Annotated in this window: 13 protein-coding genes; 5 read left to right on the forward strand and 8 right to left on the reverse strand. The window is 43.0% G+C overall.

Features of this window, described 5'->3' with window-relative positions; genetic code table 11:
• Window positions 1–24: 24 nt before the first annotated feature.
• Window positions 25–1872 (reverse strand): hypothetical protein, encoded by a 1848-nt coding sequence (locus HY064_10220; protein ID MBI3511027.1) that lies wholly within the window; start codon window positions 1870–1872, stop codon window positions 25–27.
• A 355-nt stretch (window positions 1873–2227) separates the two neighbouring features.
• On the opposite strand from HY064_10220, the gene HY064_10225 reads away from it, so the two are divergent.
• Window positions 2228–2641 (forward strand): cupin domain-containing protein, encoded by a 414-nt coding sequence (locus HY064_10225; protein ID MBI3511028.1) that lies wholly within the window; start codon window positions 2228–2230, stop codon window positions 2639–2641.
• 76 nt (window positions 2642–2717) lie between these two features.
• Here the strand turns inward: HY064_10225 and HY064_10230 are convergent, their stop codons facing one another.
• Window positions 2718–4385 (reverse strand): SBBP repeat-containing protein, encoded by a 1668-nt coding sequence (locus HY064_10230; GenBank protein ID MBI3511029.1) that lies wholly within the window; start codon window positions 4383–4385, stop codon window positions 2718–2720.
• Window positions 4386–4438: 53 nt separating this feature from the next.
• Window positions 4439–5110, reverse strand: a complete 672-nt coding sequence (locus tag HY064_10235) for a hypothetical protein (protein MBI3511030.1) — start codon at window positions 5108–5110, stop codon at window positions 4439–4441.
• 120 nt (window positions 5111–5230) lie between these two features.
• Here HY064_10235 and HY064_10240 point away from each other — a divergent pair, with 120 nt between their 5' ends.
• Both HY064_10240 and HY064_10245 read left to right on the forward strand, forming a co-directional pair.
• The gene (locus HY064_10240; GenBank protein ID MBI3511031.1) at window positions 5231–6430 is read left to right on the forward strand and encodes an RsmB/NOP family class I SAM-dependent RNA methyltransferase; all 1200 of its coding nucleotides are present in this window, start codon (window positions 5231–5233) and stop codon (window positions 6428–6430) included.
• A gap of 633 nt (window positions 6431–7063) precedes the next feature.
• Window positions 7064–7600, forward strand: a complete 537-nt coding sequence (locus HY064_10245; protein MBI3511032.1) for a hypothetical protein — start codon at window positions 7064–7066, stop codon at window positions 7598–7600.
• Window positions 7601–7656: 56 nt separating this feature from the next.
• Here HY064_10245 and typA read toward each other — a convergent pair whose 3' ends face one another.
• The 4 genes from typA to HY064_10265 form a co-directional block, all read right to left on the reverse strand.
• Window positions 7657–9468: a translational GTPase TypA gene (gene typA, locus HY064_10250; GenBank protein ID MBI3511033.1), complete on the reverse strand. Its 1812-nt coding sequence runs from the start codon at window positions 9466–9468 to the stop codon at window positions 7657–7659.
• Window positions 9469–9552: 84 nt separating this feature from the next.
• Window positions 9553–10533 (reverse strand): DnaJ domain-containing protein, encoded by a 981-nt coding sequence (locus HY064_10255; GenBank protein MBI3511034.1) that lies wholly within the window; start codon window positions 10531–10533, stop codon window positions 9553–9555.
• Between the two features lie 74 nt (window positions 10534–10607).
• On the reverse strand, window positions 10608–12326 hold the full coding sequence (locus tag HY064_10260) for a DUF4139 domain-containing protein (GenBank protein MBI3511035.1): 1719 nt from the start codon (window positions 12324–12326) through the stop codon (window positions 10608–10610).
• A 74-nt stretch (window positions 12327–12400) separates the two neighbouring features.
• A complete protein-coding gene (locus tag HY064_10265; protein MBI3511036.1) occupies window positions 12401–14230 on the reverse strand; it encodes a peptide ABC transporter substrate-binding protein in 1830 nt (609 codons plus the stop codon).
• Between the two features lie 344 nt (window positions 14231–14574).
• On the opposite strand from HY064_10265, the gene HY064_10270 reads away from it, so the two are divergent.
• Window positions 14575–15306, forward strand: coding sequence for a hypothetical protein (locus HY064_10270; protein ID MBI3511037.1), 732 nt, complete (start codon window positions 14575–14577; stop codon window positions 15304–15306).
• 59 nt (window positions 15307–15365) lie between these two features.
• The gene (gene mce / locus HY064_10275; protein MBI3511038.1) at window positions 15366–15767 is read left to right on the forward strand and encodes a methylmalonyl-CoA epimerase; all 402 of its coding nucleotides are present in this window, start codon (window positions 15366–15368) and stop codon (window positions 15765–15767) included.
• On the opposite strand, the gene HY064_10280 is transcribed toward mce, so the two are convergent.
• Window positions 15760–16389, reverse strand: coding sequence for an HAD family phosphatase (locus HY064_10280; GenBank protein MBI3511039.1), 630 nt, complete (start codon window positions 16387–16389; stop codon window positions 15760–15762). The two genes, mce and HY064_10280, sit on opposite strands and share 8 nt — an antisense overlap.
• Window positions 16390–16396 lie beyond the last annotated feature (7 nt).

A 16396-nucleotide genomic window follows, 5' to 3' on the forward strand; every position in this document is an offset into this window, starting at 1 on the left:
GAATGAATATCAAATCGCGTGCCTTTACTTTTCTTTTGGCTCATACAAAATGATCTTTTCATTGTCCACCAGCAGGCGTGCGTGATTGGCATCCCATAGCTGCACCACGAGTTCGTCACTTTCGTGCAATATATAAGGAGTGAAATATTCTGCGCTGAAATGGCACCACTTCCCCGGTTTCACAATTGCAGTATCAATTGCCACACTGGTGTATCCATAACTAACGCCTCGTTTGCCATTCATCATGAACGCGAAATAAGCGGGCTTCTGAAAAAATTCATCCGTCGCAAAAATATCAGCACTCAATTCTACCCGGAGGTATTCCTGCTTCGTAAGTTCATTATAAGGTTTGCGAAACGTGATCGCGAATTCATGACCGGCATCCAGTTGAATACATTTTCCGCGATTACCAGTGGAATCGAGAACGTGAAACGATCCGTCATTTTTGAAATTTTCAAAATCTTCCTGCAGCACAACTTTCGCATTGTACTTATTGATGCAGGTAGCGAGCGGTGGCAATGGATTGTAATGATCCGACTCGAGCAATTCCATCCAATCTTTGTTCATGGTCGTTCGGCCAAAAATTTTCCAGTAATATTTTTCTGTCATGCGGCACGTATCGAGAATTCCGGCGTTGATCTGTCCGGTTTGAAAAATATTCAGCAGCACAAAAAACAGTAAAATAAATTTCACCGTAATTTTTTTCCACAGAATTTTATTCCAGGCAATAAAAAAATATCCCAGTGGAATTGCCATCAATCCGTACGACTGCACGAAAGGACGCTGGCCGAATGTTCCCGCGTACCACCAGCATTCCCACGAAGAGATCACCCATAAGTTGACAAGGGAAAAAAGTGTGAAAACAAAAAAGAGCTGTCGTTGATTTTTGTAGAGATAATAAAACCCCAATATGGCCAATGCCATGACCGGCGTGTACAGCAACCAGCCCTTTTTGTAACTGAAAAGAACTTTAAGGGTGAACGGATGCAGAAAATCAAATCCTTCCTGGTGGCCATAAGAGAACCAGTTTCCACTCGTGTATTTCCAGTAAAATAATTGCAGCGAACCCACGGCTATCATTCCTGAAACAAAAAGTAAAGCGTGAGAAAAATTCTTCAGGAGCAATTTCATTTTGTCAATGAAACTTTTCCATCCCACAATATTCCAAAATAACGGAATGATGATCCACACTATTTCCGACGGACGGGTAATAGTGGCAAGCCCTATGAGGAGTCCGAGAAAAAGAGCAGTTGATCTTTTTTGTTCACGGTGCCAGGAAATAGTAAGCAAAAGAATTCCGCAATCAATAGCAAAAAGAAAAATATGCGGCAGGCAGCAATCATAAGTTGCGTAGTAAAAAAGATTGGTGCCAAATGCAATGAGCAGGAGCAGCGCCGTCGTCACCACATCGTCAAAAAAACGGAGAAGCAGTTTTCGAAAAAAAAACATTCCGAGAATAGCAAAACATAAAGCAGAGAAGATCATTGCCCACTGGTATGGAGGCGAAAGCCCGTCAGCAGAATAACCGGAAATTTTTGCCGCGAGATGTCCGCCAAGAAAAAACGGGAGATTGCAGATCGCAAGCCCCACGGGATAAGTATTAACGAGCCGGTTTTTCTGCCCGGCATAACATTGATAAAAAGTCCGTCCCGGCTGATATTTTTTATTCAGCGAATCGAGCCAGTTTTTATTTTCAATTCCCGGATCGTGATAAATTAAAGCTGCGGGAAGATGCAGGTAGTATCCGTAATTATCCCAGCTCAGCGCATACGAATCGCGAATAAAAGGTTCGGTAGAAAAAACCTGTTGCAATTTTATGACAATGAATGCAACGAAAATAAAGAGGAAAGTAAAAAAAGATAGTTTGTTCAAGCGGGAATGGATTGTGCCCTTCGACTTCGCTCAGGACGACATGCGAATATACGAATGGAGGTTAGAAGACGGAGGATGGACTGATTTCAGGTAGTGTATCAGTTTGGATTTTGACAATATTTTCAGTTTGAAACTTAGTGCCATTGTGTCTTTGTGGCATCGCGAAATTTCATTGATAACAAAACAATTTTTATCTGGAAAATACTTACGCTTACGAGGCCACAAAGTCACAAAGGATCAAAGAAATATCAAAAATTTCAAACTGACCCACTACCAGTCCATTTTCCAACATGCATGCTCCATCTTCCATTCGTATATTAGCGGAATTCATACCTCAACTCAATCTTTCCCGGCCATGAAAAAATTATTTCTCATCATCACGCTGTCTCTTCTCCTCGCTCCATTCTCCATTCTCAAATCGCAGGTAAATGTGCAATCGCTCGACACGGTGCAGGCGCCCGCGGGCACGACCACGAATTACATCAAACCCCTGTATCACGATTCGCTCTCGAGCAGTTTTGTGATCATTGTTCCCAAAGAAGTGAAGAAGCATCTGCACGCCACGCATTCCGAACAGGTGTATGTGATCTCAGGCGAAGCAGACATGACGGTTGGCGATAAAAATTTTCACATCAAAGCCGGCGATATCATTTTCATTCCGAAAGGAACACCGCATTCGGCAATGGTCACATCAAAAGAGCCGCTGAAAATTCTTTCGGTGCAGTCGCCGTATTTCGATGGGAAAGACAGAGTGATGCTGGATAAATAAGGCCATTGGCCAATTGTCATTGGGGATTTGCGAAAAAATATTTTCATGAAGGCCTAATGCCCAATGAAATAATTCTTCAGTCTGCAATAATGATCCTGGCCGAAAAGCCGGATTCTTCAATTCTCAAAAAATAAATTCCTGCGGGAAGTCCATCACGATCAAGACGAACATCCGTTCCGGAAATATTTTTCATTTCGCGCACCAATTGTCCGTTTGAATTATAGATCAGGAGTTTTTCGTGCGAGAGAGGATTTTCGAAATGAAGAAGCGTGGAAGTAATGAACGGGTCGGGAAAGACACTGAAATCAGCAGCAGAAAAATTATCTTCTATGCCCGTCATTAAATTCAGTTTTGCAAGAAATATATCAGCGCCGACAGAAGTATTGACCAGTGTTGCATTCCCAAACGAAACCGCTGCGCTTGAATACAAACCAGTGGTATAAATATTATCAAAAGGATCGCAGGCAATTCCCATTCCGTATTCATCATAATTGGATCCCACTTTTTTTGCCCACAACACATTTCCATTCCCATCGTAATCCGCAACGAAAAGATCGTGATACTGGAAATTCGCATTGGAGAGATTCAAAGTTGCGAAACTGATCACCGGGCTTTTAAAATATCCGGCGAGTAGTAATTTGCCACTGGGTTCGCAGGCAATATCCTGGAGATAATCATTACTGTTTCCTCCTGCGCTCCGCGCCCATAGTTCATTCAGGTTCGGATCAGATTTTACAATGAAAATATCACCGAACCCCCAATTCGCATTTGTAAGTGTGTCGGGGGCGAAGGAAATGTCAGGGCTGTAGTAATCTCCTGCAAAAAAAACATTTCCGCTTCCATCGCACGTCACACTCATTCCGTAATCATTCTCTGTTCCGCCGGCGCTCATTGTGTGAATGAAATTTCCTGCCGAATCGAGATGACAGAGAAACGCATCCGCATTCTGGGAAAATGTATTGGTCAGCGTATCATTTCCGAAAATGATCTGCGTGCTCTCAAAAGTTCCCGCAACATAAATATCCGCATTGTAATTTGTGGCAATTGAAGAACCATAATCGTAATAATTTCCGCCGGCCGATGTTGCCCACATGCAATTTCCACCGGCATCATATTTCGCCACAAAAAAATCTCCGTAGGCAATATTGCTCAGCGTATGAGTGCCGAATGAAATGGTTGAACTGGAAAAAGATCCGGTCACATAAATATTATTTGCGTTATCAGTAATAATTCCTTCACCGCCATCATCGCCATTTCCGCCTGCTTTTTTTGCCCACAAAACATTTCCGGAAGGATCATACTTGACAAGAAAAAGATCGGCACCTCCGCTATTCGTCAGCGTGTATGCGCCAAATGTTATCGGGTAATAATTGTAATACCCGGTTACATAAATATTGCCATTCAGATCGCAGGTAATATCATCTCCTTCATCGAAATCTGCTCCGCCTGCACTGCGCGCCCATTGAACATTTCCAATGCTGTCATATTTTACAATGAAAAAATCAGGAGTAGCAGGATTAAGATTATATAAAGTGTCATTCCCGAAAATTATGTAGGGACTTACAAAATCGCCGGTGACGTAAATATTTCCGGAAAGATCAGTTGCTACTTTCCGCGCCTCATCCAAGTCGCTGCCACCGGCACTTCTTGCCCAGATCCAGTTCGGAGTTTGTGCGGGAAGAAATTCAGTGAATAAAAAAAGAAAGCAAACTGCTTTGAAGATCAATCCGGGGTTGAAAAACATCGGAACAAAAAATTGATAATGAAAGGTAGGCAATATCCGGAAATGATGACAACCTACAAACGACTACTGACTACTGACAGATTTTTTTTCACGCCCACATACATCACGATCGTACACATCATCAGGAGTAAATGCGCAATGTCATTATAATTGAACCAGGGCGATGGCATGAATTTCGTTGCTACTACTACAGCGGGGATCACTGCCAATGAAATTCCGGTTCCCAATAATGCCGAAGGAACTTTTTTCTCAGAGAATTGAGAGAAGTTCAGGATCATGATCGGAAGCAAACCAAGTCCGAGATCAATATTCACTGCTGCAAACCTGCGGATGTAAACCATAAAAGCGGCGCAGAGCATGAATTGAACAGAGGCAATAATTTTTGCGATCTGAATTTTTTCCGTGAAATAAATCCTCACAGTTGCAATTTGTGCAAATGCAATGGCAACCATCTGCATCCATCCCATGGTTATCCATATTTTGAAATGAAGTGCTTCACTCGTGTACGCAGAAAATCCGTGAACAATTATTCCGATGGATGAAGCGATGGCGCTGAAAAGAAAAAATCCCGCCCAGTCTTTGGCACTAAGATGATTTTTTCTCAGCCGGAAAATTTTTGTTGCGCACCAGAGTGCCGCCGCCGCCATCAGCAGGTTGGTGAAGGCAGTTTGCGGATCGCGCCAGGTAATTCCCCAATAATCGACCTGTACAAAATATTTTATCACGATACGAAAGTACTGAGTTATGAGTTATGGGTTATGAGTGTGGTGTGTTACGCGATATAATAAATCATCAGAAATTCTCCGCACTCAATACTCAATACTCATAACTCAGTACATTCGCAGATGCGCAAAACAAAATCTGTTCATCGCGGCCCGGCATCAATCTCATTGCTCAAAGAAGCGCTGGAATATTATTATCACAAAGGATTCACAGCCGACCGCGCGCTGAATGAAACTTTCCGTCATTATAAATTGCGCGATGATCGTTTGCGTGGCGAATTGGCGGATCGTCTTTACGGCATTATTCGTTTTCGCCGCCCGCTGGTTTCTGCTCTTGGTTATGAACGAATCGATACGATCGATGATGTAAAGCTTCTCGTGGAACTGTGGAACGTCTGGAAAAAAATTTATGAAGGCAAAGAATACAAAGGCGAAACAAATTCAGCGAAAGAAAAACTGAAAAAATATCTGCGCGTTCATAAAATGAAAGAATCCTATCCCGACTGGATGGATGAAGCAGGAAGAAAAGAACTGGGCGATGAAAAATGGGAGAAGATCTCTTCGGCGCTGAATCGCCAGCCGCGATTATTCATCCGCGCGAATACGCTGCGTACTACGCGCGATCAATTGATCGGTCGACTGAAGGAAGAAGGAGTGCGTGCATCGCCGGTCAACGAGAGTGAGGAAGCGGTACTCGTGGAAGAATTCTATAATGTGTATTCGCTTCCGTCTTTTCACGAAGGATTATTTGAAGTGCAGGATCTTTCTTCTATGCGCGTTTCTTCTTTTCTCGACGTGAGCCCGGGCATGCGCGTGCTCGATGCGTGCGCGGGTAACGGAGGAAAGACGCTTCATCTTGCTGCGCTGATCAAAAACAAAGGAAAGATCATTGCGACGGATGTTTCGCAGAGAAAACTCGATGAACTAAGATCAAGATGCAAGCGAAACGGAGTAGATGTAGTGGAAACGATGCTCATCCGGAAAGAAACAGATCTTTCATCATTGAAAGGAACATTCGATCGCGTGTTGCTTGATGTTCCCTGCAGCGGAACCGGAGTGCTGAAAAGAAATCCGGATATCAAATGGAGAATTCTTCCGGAAGATTTGCAGGAATTGCAACTTCAACAGAAAAAAATTCTTGAAACGTACGCAGCATTGCTGAAGAAGGACGGAAAACTCGTTTATGCATGTTGCAGTGTGCTTCCATCAGAAGGAGAAACGCGTGTGAATAGCTTCCTGGAGGATCATTTGCATGTAAAAGAAGAAGAATTGCGACTCGATCCTGATTTCGGGGACGGATTTTACATGGCGAGGATAAAATAAATTTCATTTTCATCTTCATCGGGATTGTTGTGTGAATGATCATTTTCAGCTAAAAAAATTTTCAGAAAAAAATCTCTGCGCGTCAATGATCGCCTATTTCTATTGGGGAAACTCACATTTGCAGAAAAAAAATCTGCCAGAAAAAATTCTGATCACGAAAAAAAATCTGTGCAAAAAAAATCATGCGTAATCAATTTGTCCTTATTAACAAAGCAGTGTTGAAAAATATGATGGTGATAATTTTTTTTATGTCATGATTTTCTCTTACTTCGTCAGCAAATAAATTTTTCAAAAACCAAAAACCATGGCAAAGAAAGCAACCAAAAAGAAAGCTGGCAAAAAGAAGGCAGCTAAGAAAGCTAAAAAAGGAAAGAAGAAGTAATCCTTCCAGGCTTAAGAAAAGGTCCCGCTCAGCGGGACTTTTTCATTTTAAATATTCCTGCTTTCTCATTGGTAAAATGCAGTATGAAAAAAATTTCTTCATCACCGGATATTTTTTTCTTTCGACGCTTTCAGAAAAAGATCACGCTTCATCTTCATCGCCGCCGCATCAGCTCATGACTCAGCCGAAATTGTATCTTTGAAATCAACATTCAGATTTTACCATAACCGATCAAGCAAAAACCAGACATCATGAAACAAATCATCTTTTTTGCCGCATGCTTCATTCCATTGTTGTGGACCGCATGCGGAGGCGACAAACCCAAAGAAGCGGCAGACACGGTTCCTAAAGGAATGGTCGCAAAAGAACTCAAACCACAAGGACTTCCGCTCAAGATCAATATTCCGGATTCTACTTTCGGACTTGCAGTGATCTCCGAAACTCCTGAAGGCGTTGAAGTGAAAGTAGGCGCATTGTACGATATCATCGTCAATTCAGCAAGCGCTGAAGAATCAGACGCCATGAAATACAAACCAATCGTTGCTGCGAGCGATGAGCTTCCGAAAAAATTCACCGACTCTTCTGCAACTGATCTGCGTTGGGAGATCAATCTCGGTGACCGTACCCTCTGTCATTTCTACCATATCGTGAAGATCGACAACACGACTTATTATGTGCGCGACAACATGAATAACACGGACAACGAATTCAAAAAAGAGAATATCGACAAGATGCTGATCAGCGCGAAATCACTTCGCGCTATTCCGCCGCCCGCTCCGAAATCGTGATTGATGAAATAAAAAGAAAAGTCCCCATGAGTATTCGTGGGGACTTTTTATTTTCATCACTCAGCGGCCATCTTCTTCCTCAATCGGTCGCGCTCCGTCGGATCGAGATGAACTTTTCTCAAACGGATGGAAACCGGCGTCACTTCCACATATTCATCTCCCTGTATGTATTCCATCGCTTCCTCGAGAGAAAATTTTATTGCCGGTGCGATCGCAGTTTTTTCATCGCTGCCAGACGCGCGCATGTTCGTCAGTTTTTTTTCAGTCGTTACATTCACCACGAGATCATCCGGGCGAATATGTTCACCGATCACCTGTCCGCCGTAAACTTCCTGTCCCGGATCTACGAAAAAATATCCGCGATCCTGGAGTTTATCTATCGAGTAGGGCATTGCTGTTCCTTTTTCTTTTGCAACAAGAACCCCGGCCATCCTTCCTGGAATCGGTCCTTTCCAGGGTTCGTATGCTTTGAAGCGGTGCGCCATGATCGCTTCGCCGGCAGTTGCAGTGAGAATATTATTTCTCAAGCCGATGAGTCCGCGTGCAGGAATATCAAATTCCATGTGAATGAGATCTCCTTTTGGTTCCATCACGAGCAACTCCCCTTTTTTCTGACTTACAAATTCGATGACTTTTCCTGAAGTTGCTTCCGGCGTATCAATGCTGAGTACTTCTATTGGTTCATGCTTTACTCCATCGATCTCTTTAATGATCACCTGCGGTTGCCCCACCTGCATCTCGTATCCTTCGCGGCGCATGGTTTCTATGAGAATAGAAAGATGAAGAATTCCGCGCCCATAAACCAAATGCGAATCAGGAGAATCTGTTTCTTCAACACGCAACGCAAGATTTTTTTCAAGCTCGCGCTGCAAACGTTCTTTGATATGCCTTGATGTAACGAATTTCCCTTCTTTGCCGAAGAAAGGAGAATTGTTGATCGTAAAGAGCATGCTCATCGTCGGTTCATCAATCGCGATCGCAGGCAATGCTTGCGGATTTTCAAAATCTGAAAGTGTATCGCCGATCTCGAATCCTTCAATTCCTGTCAATGCAACAATATCACCTGCAGTTACTGAATCAATTTTCTTTTTTCCGAGTCCGTCGAAAACAAAAAGTTCTTTTACCCTGCTTTTCAGAATTCTTCCGTCGCGTTTCATGAGTGATACCGGCATGTTCTCTTTGATCACTCCGCGGAAAACGCGGCCCACTGCAATTCTTCCGACGAATGAAGTGTAATCGAGCGAAGTGATCTGTAATTGAAGAATTCCTGCGTGCATTGGAGCGTTCGGAAAATATTCGATGATCGTATCGAGCAGGAAACTGATATCGTTCGCAGGATTTTTATGATCGGGTCCCATCCACCCGTGTTTCGAAGAACCGAAAACAGTTTTGAATCCGAGTTGTTCTTCTGTTGCGCCGAGATTGAAAAAAAGATCGAACACCTGGTCATGCACTTCATCGGGACGGCAATTCGGTTTATCTACTTTATTGATGACAAGAATTGCTTTTTTTCCCTGCTGCAGTGCTTTCTGAAGAACGAAACGTGTTTGCGGCATTGGCCCTTCGAATGCATCCACCAGCAGCAGCACACCATCGGCCATATTGAGTACGCGTTCCACTTCTCCGCCGAAGTCGGCGTGGCCGGGTGTGTCAATGATATTTATTTTTATTCCTTTATAAACGACAGAAACATTTTTTGCGAGAATGGTAATGCCGCGTTCACGTTCCAGTTCATTATTATCAAGAATGAGTTCACCTGTTTCCTGGTTCTCGCGGAATAATTTTCCCTGCAATAACATTTTATCAACGAGGGTGGTCTTCCCGTGATCAACGTGAGCGATAATAGCAATATTCCGAATCTGTGACATCTGGTTTTTTAAAAGGAACGCAAAGATAAGTCTATCATGTCAATAAAATGAATAAAGCGAGAATTGGGGAATGACCGGGAAAGATCAGCGCAAGGTATCGCCGTTGAAGAAGAATTGATCTTCGGTAATATGTTGGAAATTCATTTTGGTGGGATCTACGATAATGGTGTCGCTGGTATTGGTGTTCTTGTGTTCGTAGGTTGGTTTCTGCAGCGAAAAAGTTTTTCCATCGAGCGCAAAGAATTCTTCATCCTTTGAGAATCCACCTATTTTTTTCCCGTGATCAATGGATTTATTCTTATCCCACCCGGTACCGGTATAAATTTTTATAGTGAATGAACCGTTCGGAAGTTCGGTAAGGTGAAATGCATTATTTGCGTGAATGAATTCGTTGCGGATCGTTCGGTGGGGCGGCGCCACTTCCACCGCGCATACTATTGCATCCGAAACGGGGTTGTAAACCACGATCTCGTTCGGCGATGCTTGTATGTAAATTCCTTTTCCGAATATCGTGTCGTATGGAGAATCGAGATTCTGAATTTCGCCGTTCTTTCCCGGCAGCACATTTGAATTCAGAGATGCATTACCCAATGTGTTATTGAGTTCATCTTTTTTCTTCGAGTGAATATAATTTTCGAATAACGATGCAGCCACGATATAAGCAACGAAGGTGATTACCATTCCGACAAGAATTTTTTTTCTGCGCTTTATATGCGCAGCCACACGTGTGCGATGGCGTTCACGCGCGCGCGCAAGATCCTCGGGCGAGTACGCTTTCCTGCGCGGGTCGCGCGCATCGGCTTCTTCTTTTTCAGAAGCGTACATGAAAGAGAGATCGCCGGTATAATATTTCTGTCGCGATCGTTTGCGGTCATAATTACTTCGCAGGACAGGGTCGGAAAGAATATCGTATGCTTCTGCGATCTCTTTGAATTTTTCTTCTGCACCTTTCGCACCTGCGTTCACATCCGGATGCCAGCGCTTGGCAAGCCGGCGGTAAGCAAGTTTTATTTCCTGCTCATCGGCGGTATCCGCAATTCCGAGTATCTGGTAGTAGTCTTTCACGTTTTATGCAAACGGCTCTCCATTTGCCGAGAGCCGTTCTTTCATTGAAGAAAAATTATGCAGTTGAATTATTTTCAGAAGCTGGGACAAGCAACAGATTTTTTCCGTTGTGTTTTTACCCTCTTGTTTTTCGGATATTTTATCACGTAAGTGAGTTTCACTTTTACTGTTTCTCCCGGCGGAATATTCAGGTTCCAGGTGATGATTCCCGTTGCAGGATCGAGAACTCCTTTCGAAAGTTCCGGAGTTTCCACTGTGATCTCTGCATCCTGCGAAACCGGAACCTGGTCTTCGAGTTTCACATTCACCATAGATTTCCGCGTGTTCTTCACGGCAATTTCATAAGAGAAAGTTTCTTTCTTCGTGGTCCCGACAGTTTTGTCGTTGTTCACTTCAGAAAGTTTTGTTCGTGTCACCACTAATTTCTGATCTCGTCCGAAAGAAAGATCGAGCGTATCATCTGTGCTGCGTGTGTAGATATAGGACTGACCGATGTATGTTCCGCCGAAATAAACATTGGCAGGGCCTTCTACAAGATCAAGATCTTCCCATCCGGTGATGCGCGCAAGAAGAAATGCATCGCGGTCAACTTTCGGAACACTCTGGTACTGGAAAGTTGCGTTGAGATTGTACGATGTAACATCAACGATATAAGGTTTTGCATCTGCGGGAATATCATATTTCTGTTTGATATCGAATTCTGCACTCAGTTCTGATATTTCAATCTGGTTGTATTGTTGCTGTTGATTCTGTTGCGACTGATTTTTGTAATCGATCACGCCCGCGATCACCACCGATCTGTCTTTTTGCGCAGGAGCGGAGTTGGCAAGATTCTGGCTTTCGAGTGTAGCAGGAGCATTATTGTTCGCACCGTAATTATTGTTGTTATAATATTGTTGCTGCTGGTAACCGTAACTGTTGTAATCATTATCAAAATTCAGCGTCCACTTGTCGAGTTCAGGCGCAAGTGCGCTCTGCATCGGATCTGACGTTGATAATTTCATCGCTACATCTTTCCAGTCCACGTTCGTGTTATTGAAAACCTTTGCGCGGTATTTCAGGTCGATCGGTTTTTCCACATCTTCCGCAATGAGATCGTAACTCGGCGCCCAGCCCGCATCACTTGCAACATAACTCAGATTGCAAAGCGATTCTATTTTCATAGTGCCACCAACAGAAACGAGAATAGTTATTTCGCCCATTGGCGGATTGGTGCGCTGGTTGGCTTCATTCACCTGCTGATGCAAACGCGAAATGATCTCAGAAAGTTCAGAAGTTTTCCTGTTGAGCTTCACGAGTTCGGTATTGATCTCCGTCATTCGCTGCAGGAAAAAATCGGCGTTGAGTTTCAATTCAGCATTTGTTACTCCTTTCTCATTTCCGCCGATGGAACGATTCGCATCAAGCATTGCTTTCTCGCGCGTGTAGGCGTCGATCTGTCCCTGTAAGATCGCTTCCTGGTCACTCATCATTTCGAGAGAATCATTCAGTTGTTTCAGCACCACATCATTTTTTTTCTCACCGTAGATATAATCGATACGATTGGTTATGGAGAGAATGGAAACATCTCCCGCCGCAGTGAATTGGATGCTTTTCGGGATCAGCTTTGATGTGAGTCCTACAAAATGCAATTCATTTCTTCCGGGAGAAAGTGAAATTGTTTTGGAATGTGAAACTTCAACGCCGCTGAGATAAACAGTGACGGCGGAGATCGGAGCTTCAATGTTCTGTTCGTTGTCGCCGGCTTTCACGAGAAGCGGGGACATCATAATGAAGAAAAATATTTTTTTCATGGGTAAAGAAATTAGGGTTGAATAAAAACCCCCGTTCGTTTTTGAACAGGGGTTCGATAAGATATTTTGACTGATCAGTGTTGCTGTTCTTCAGCGTCATTCTTTTTTCCACCACCGGAAGCAGAATCTTTTCCATTCTTCTTCGCAGGTTCTTCTTTGAGATACACCTGTGAGAAATCGAGATAGCGCATCGGGTTGGTATAGAAATTTTTTACGCGATACTGCGTGAGCCGGTAATTCTCATCGTACCACAGAATGATAACAGGAGCATCTGCCATCATCAGTTGTTCTGCTGCGAGGAAATTTTTATTTGCCTCATCAATTGTTTTAGCAGTTCTTCCGGCGTCATACAATTTGTCAAACTCCGGATTTCTGTAACGGCTGGTATTCGGGAAAGAAGGTTGTGAAGTACTGTCGGGAACATCGGCGCCATAAAACAAAGAGAGGAAAGATTCGGCAGAAGGAAAATCGGCCACCCAGGCAGAGCGGAAAATATCGGCGCGTGCAAATTTCTCATCATTCAGTTTTTGCTGGAATGAAACATTGGCGATCTCAATATTAACATGAAGCACTTCACGGATCTCGTTCTGGATCTCTTCAGCCACCAGCGTATTCCTTGATCCGCCGCTGTTGAGAATGAGTTTCACACTCGGGAAATTCTTTCCGTCGGGATAACCGGCATCGGCAAGAAGTTTGCGCGCCATTTCACGGTCAGCATCTTTTTGTTTTTTTGTTTCTTCTGCCGATTCTTTTTCCTGCTCATAACCTATTACTTCACTTGCTTTATAACCCGGAAGTGCAGGCGGACAAATCCCGTTTATTCCGGGACCATAAGCTTCACCGGCAAGAATTTCTTCTACTATATAATCGCGGTCAATGGCATAAGAAAACGCCTGGCGGACTTTTACATTATCAAACGGTGGACGAGTAGTATTGAACTCATACATCTGCGTTACAAATTCTGAGGAGTGATCGAGAAGGAATTTCGGCGGCTTCTGTTCGAATTCTGAAATTACCTGCGGAACAAAAGTCTTAACAGCTTCTGCACTCAGCCCCCAAACAAAATCGAGTTGATTATTCTGGAAGAGATCAAGCTCTGATTTTTTATTATCTATATAGGAGATTTTGATGGAGTCGAGAAAAGGAAGAATGTTGCCGAGCGAATCTTTTCCGTAGTAATTGTCATTGCGAACAAGAATAACACTGCTGCTGTCATTGGCTATGGATGATACAATGAAAGCGCCGGTTCCAACGTGCATTTTATCTCCGTATTTTTCCACGGCTTCTTTCGGAACAATGCTCGCTGTTGTATTAGCAAGTATATAAAGGAATGAGATGTTCGGTTTTTCGAGGCGGATTTGAATGGTTTGAGGATCTACAACTTTTATTCCTTCAAGCGAGCCGGGTTTTGCATTTGCGCCGGAGTTATAAAAATTATTCGCACCCACTACTCTTCCTTTAAATGTGGAAATAAAATTTGCGTTGTTGCCATCGTTTTTACAGAGAAGTTCGAATGAATAACGAACATCATCCGCAGTCACAAGCCGTCCTTTACCATCGGGAAAACAAGGATCGTCCTGGAATTTTACATCTTTACGTAAATGGAATGTATATAAGGTGCCAGATGTATCCACTTCCCAGGTTGAAGCAATACAGGGAGCTATCTTTAAAGTACGCGGATCAAATTTTACAAGTCCTTCATAGATCTGTGTAGCAATGTGTGATGAGATCGCATCAGTGATCTGAGTGGGGAAAAGGGTTTGAAACTTATCCGTCTCATTGAATTTCAGAGTGCCACCATAAGTTCGACCGCCCTTTCCTTCTTTGGGCCTGGAATTCGCGGTATCATTGCCGCAGGAGCCAAGCAGAAAAAGAAGAGGAAGGAAAAGAAAAAATTTTCTCATAATTGAGTTGTAGTAACGTTTTTGCCTTAATCGGGCAAAGGTATAATTTCGTCGTGCAAGATTAGTGCTTTTCAGTAAAATGGTCAAGTTTTGGTCGTTTTTGGCAATAAATGTTACAAGCTCATTATAAGGCATCTTTAATGGTACAGCTCCTTTTTCATTCCTTGGCGACGCCAAGTGCCGTTTTATCGAAAATTATTGCGGTTTTATTTTGTTTTTCCCTCGTAACGTTCTAATATTGCCCGTCAAAATCGGAGGTGCTCTGCACTTATGTGATGAAAAATAGAATATTACTCTTATCGATCATAGCACTCTTTATTACCCTGAAGAGTTATTCCCAATCTATGATCCTCCTCGAAGGCACTTACCAGGGAAAAAATCTTTATGTGCAGAATCCATTCAATAGTAATGGCGTCGGTTTCTGTGTATATGAAGTAAGGGTGAATGATGTAGTGACCACTGATGAGATCGGGTCCTCTGCATTTGAAGTTGATCTTCGTAATTATAATCTCAAGATCGGTGATCCTGTAACGATCAAGATTTTTCACAAAGACGATTGCAAACCCAAAGTTCTCAATCCCGAAGTTCTTAAACCTAAATCCACTTTTGTTACTACAAGTATTACCATTGATTGCACAGAAGAAATGCTCAAGTGGACCACCACCGGGGAGCAGGGAAAACTTACTTACGTTATCGAACAGTTCCGCTGGAATAAATGGGTGAAAGTAGGCGAGGTTGATGGAACAGGAACGGCAGGCCCGAACAATTATACATTTAAAGTAGTGACCCATTCAGGGGAAAATCAATTCCGCGTAAAGCAAGTTGACTATTCCGGCCAGGCACGCACTTCACCTGTTGCAAAATGTACTTCTACCAAAGCACCGATCAAATTCTATCCTGTAAAAGCGAAAGACAAGATCACTTTCGAAGGCGGAGAAACACTCTGGGAAATTTATGATCAGTATGGTACTATCGTCAAAAAAGGATTCGGAAGCTCTATTGACGTTTCCGGTCTTGCAAAAGGAGGATACTTTCTCAATTACGATAACACCACTGCAGAATTTTTCAAACAGTAAAAAATATTGAACCATTGAAGATCCCGCCAAGCGCGGGATTCTTTTTTTAAAAACTTTTCATGAAGAAGATCGAACACATCGGGATAGCTGTAAAGAAAATAAAAGAGTCGGATCAGTTATTTTCTAAAATATTTTCTTCTGCTCCATATAAAAAAGAAATGGTGGAGAGTGAAGGCGTTACCACATCATTCTTCATGATGGGAGAAAACAAGATCGAATTACTGGAAGCATTGAATGCGGAAAGCCCCATTGCAAAATTCATTGAGAAAAAAGGAGAAGGCATTCATCACATTGCATTTGAAGTGGACGACATACGGACCGAGATGAAACGACTGAAAGCGGAAGGATTCCATTTGCTGAGTGAAGAACCGAAAAAAGGCGCCGACAATAAACTGGTTTGTTTCATTCACCCGAAAAGCTGCGGAGGAGTTCTCATCGAATTGTGCCAGGAGATCAGTTGAAATTTTCTTTTTTCCACCAACTGATAAGATCTTCCCCATCTTTTACCCTTAGAAATTTTGTGTGAATCCCGCATTGTGCCGCACCGGTTACATGTTGTTGTGCGTCATCAATGAAAAGCGTTTCCTCCGCCACGAGTTTATTTGCTTCTAGTACAAATTCAAAAATTTCACGGTCAGGTTTGCGCATGTGGATCTCGCAGGAATAATACCAGCGTTCGAAAAAATTTGTGGGATCGAATGAGAGAAAAGTTTCGTGAACAGGATCAGAAAAAAAACGGGTATGAATTACGTTCGTATTGCTCAGCAGAAAAATCCGGAATTGTTTCCCCGCTTCCTTTAAAAGATCAAGCCGCGCGCGGGGAATTCCGATGAGCATTGCATTCCACGCATGATCGATCTGCTCATCACTTACCCCGCTGCGCAAAAATTTCCGGAGTTCATTCCTGAATTCTTCTTCCGTGATACTTCCTTTATCAAACTCATCAAAAATTCCGGATTGCTTTGCAAAAGTATAATGCTTCTCAAAATCTTTTGCGCCGAGTTCCGCAAATGCCCTGCTGGTGGCCGCGGCATCAAGATCGATTATTACTCCACCCAGATCGAAAATGATATTTTTTATCACGACACGA

It is taken from the genome of Bacteroidota bacterium (assembly GCA_016194975.1).
Lineage (GTDB): Bacteria > Bacteroidota > Bacteroidia > Palsa-965 > Palsa-965.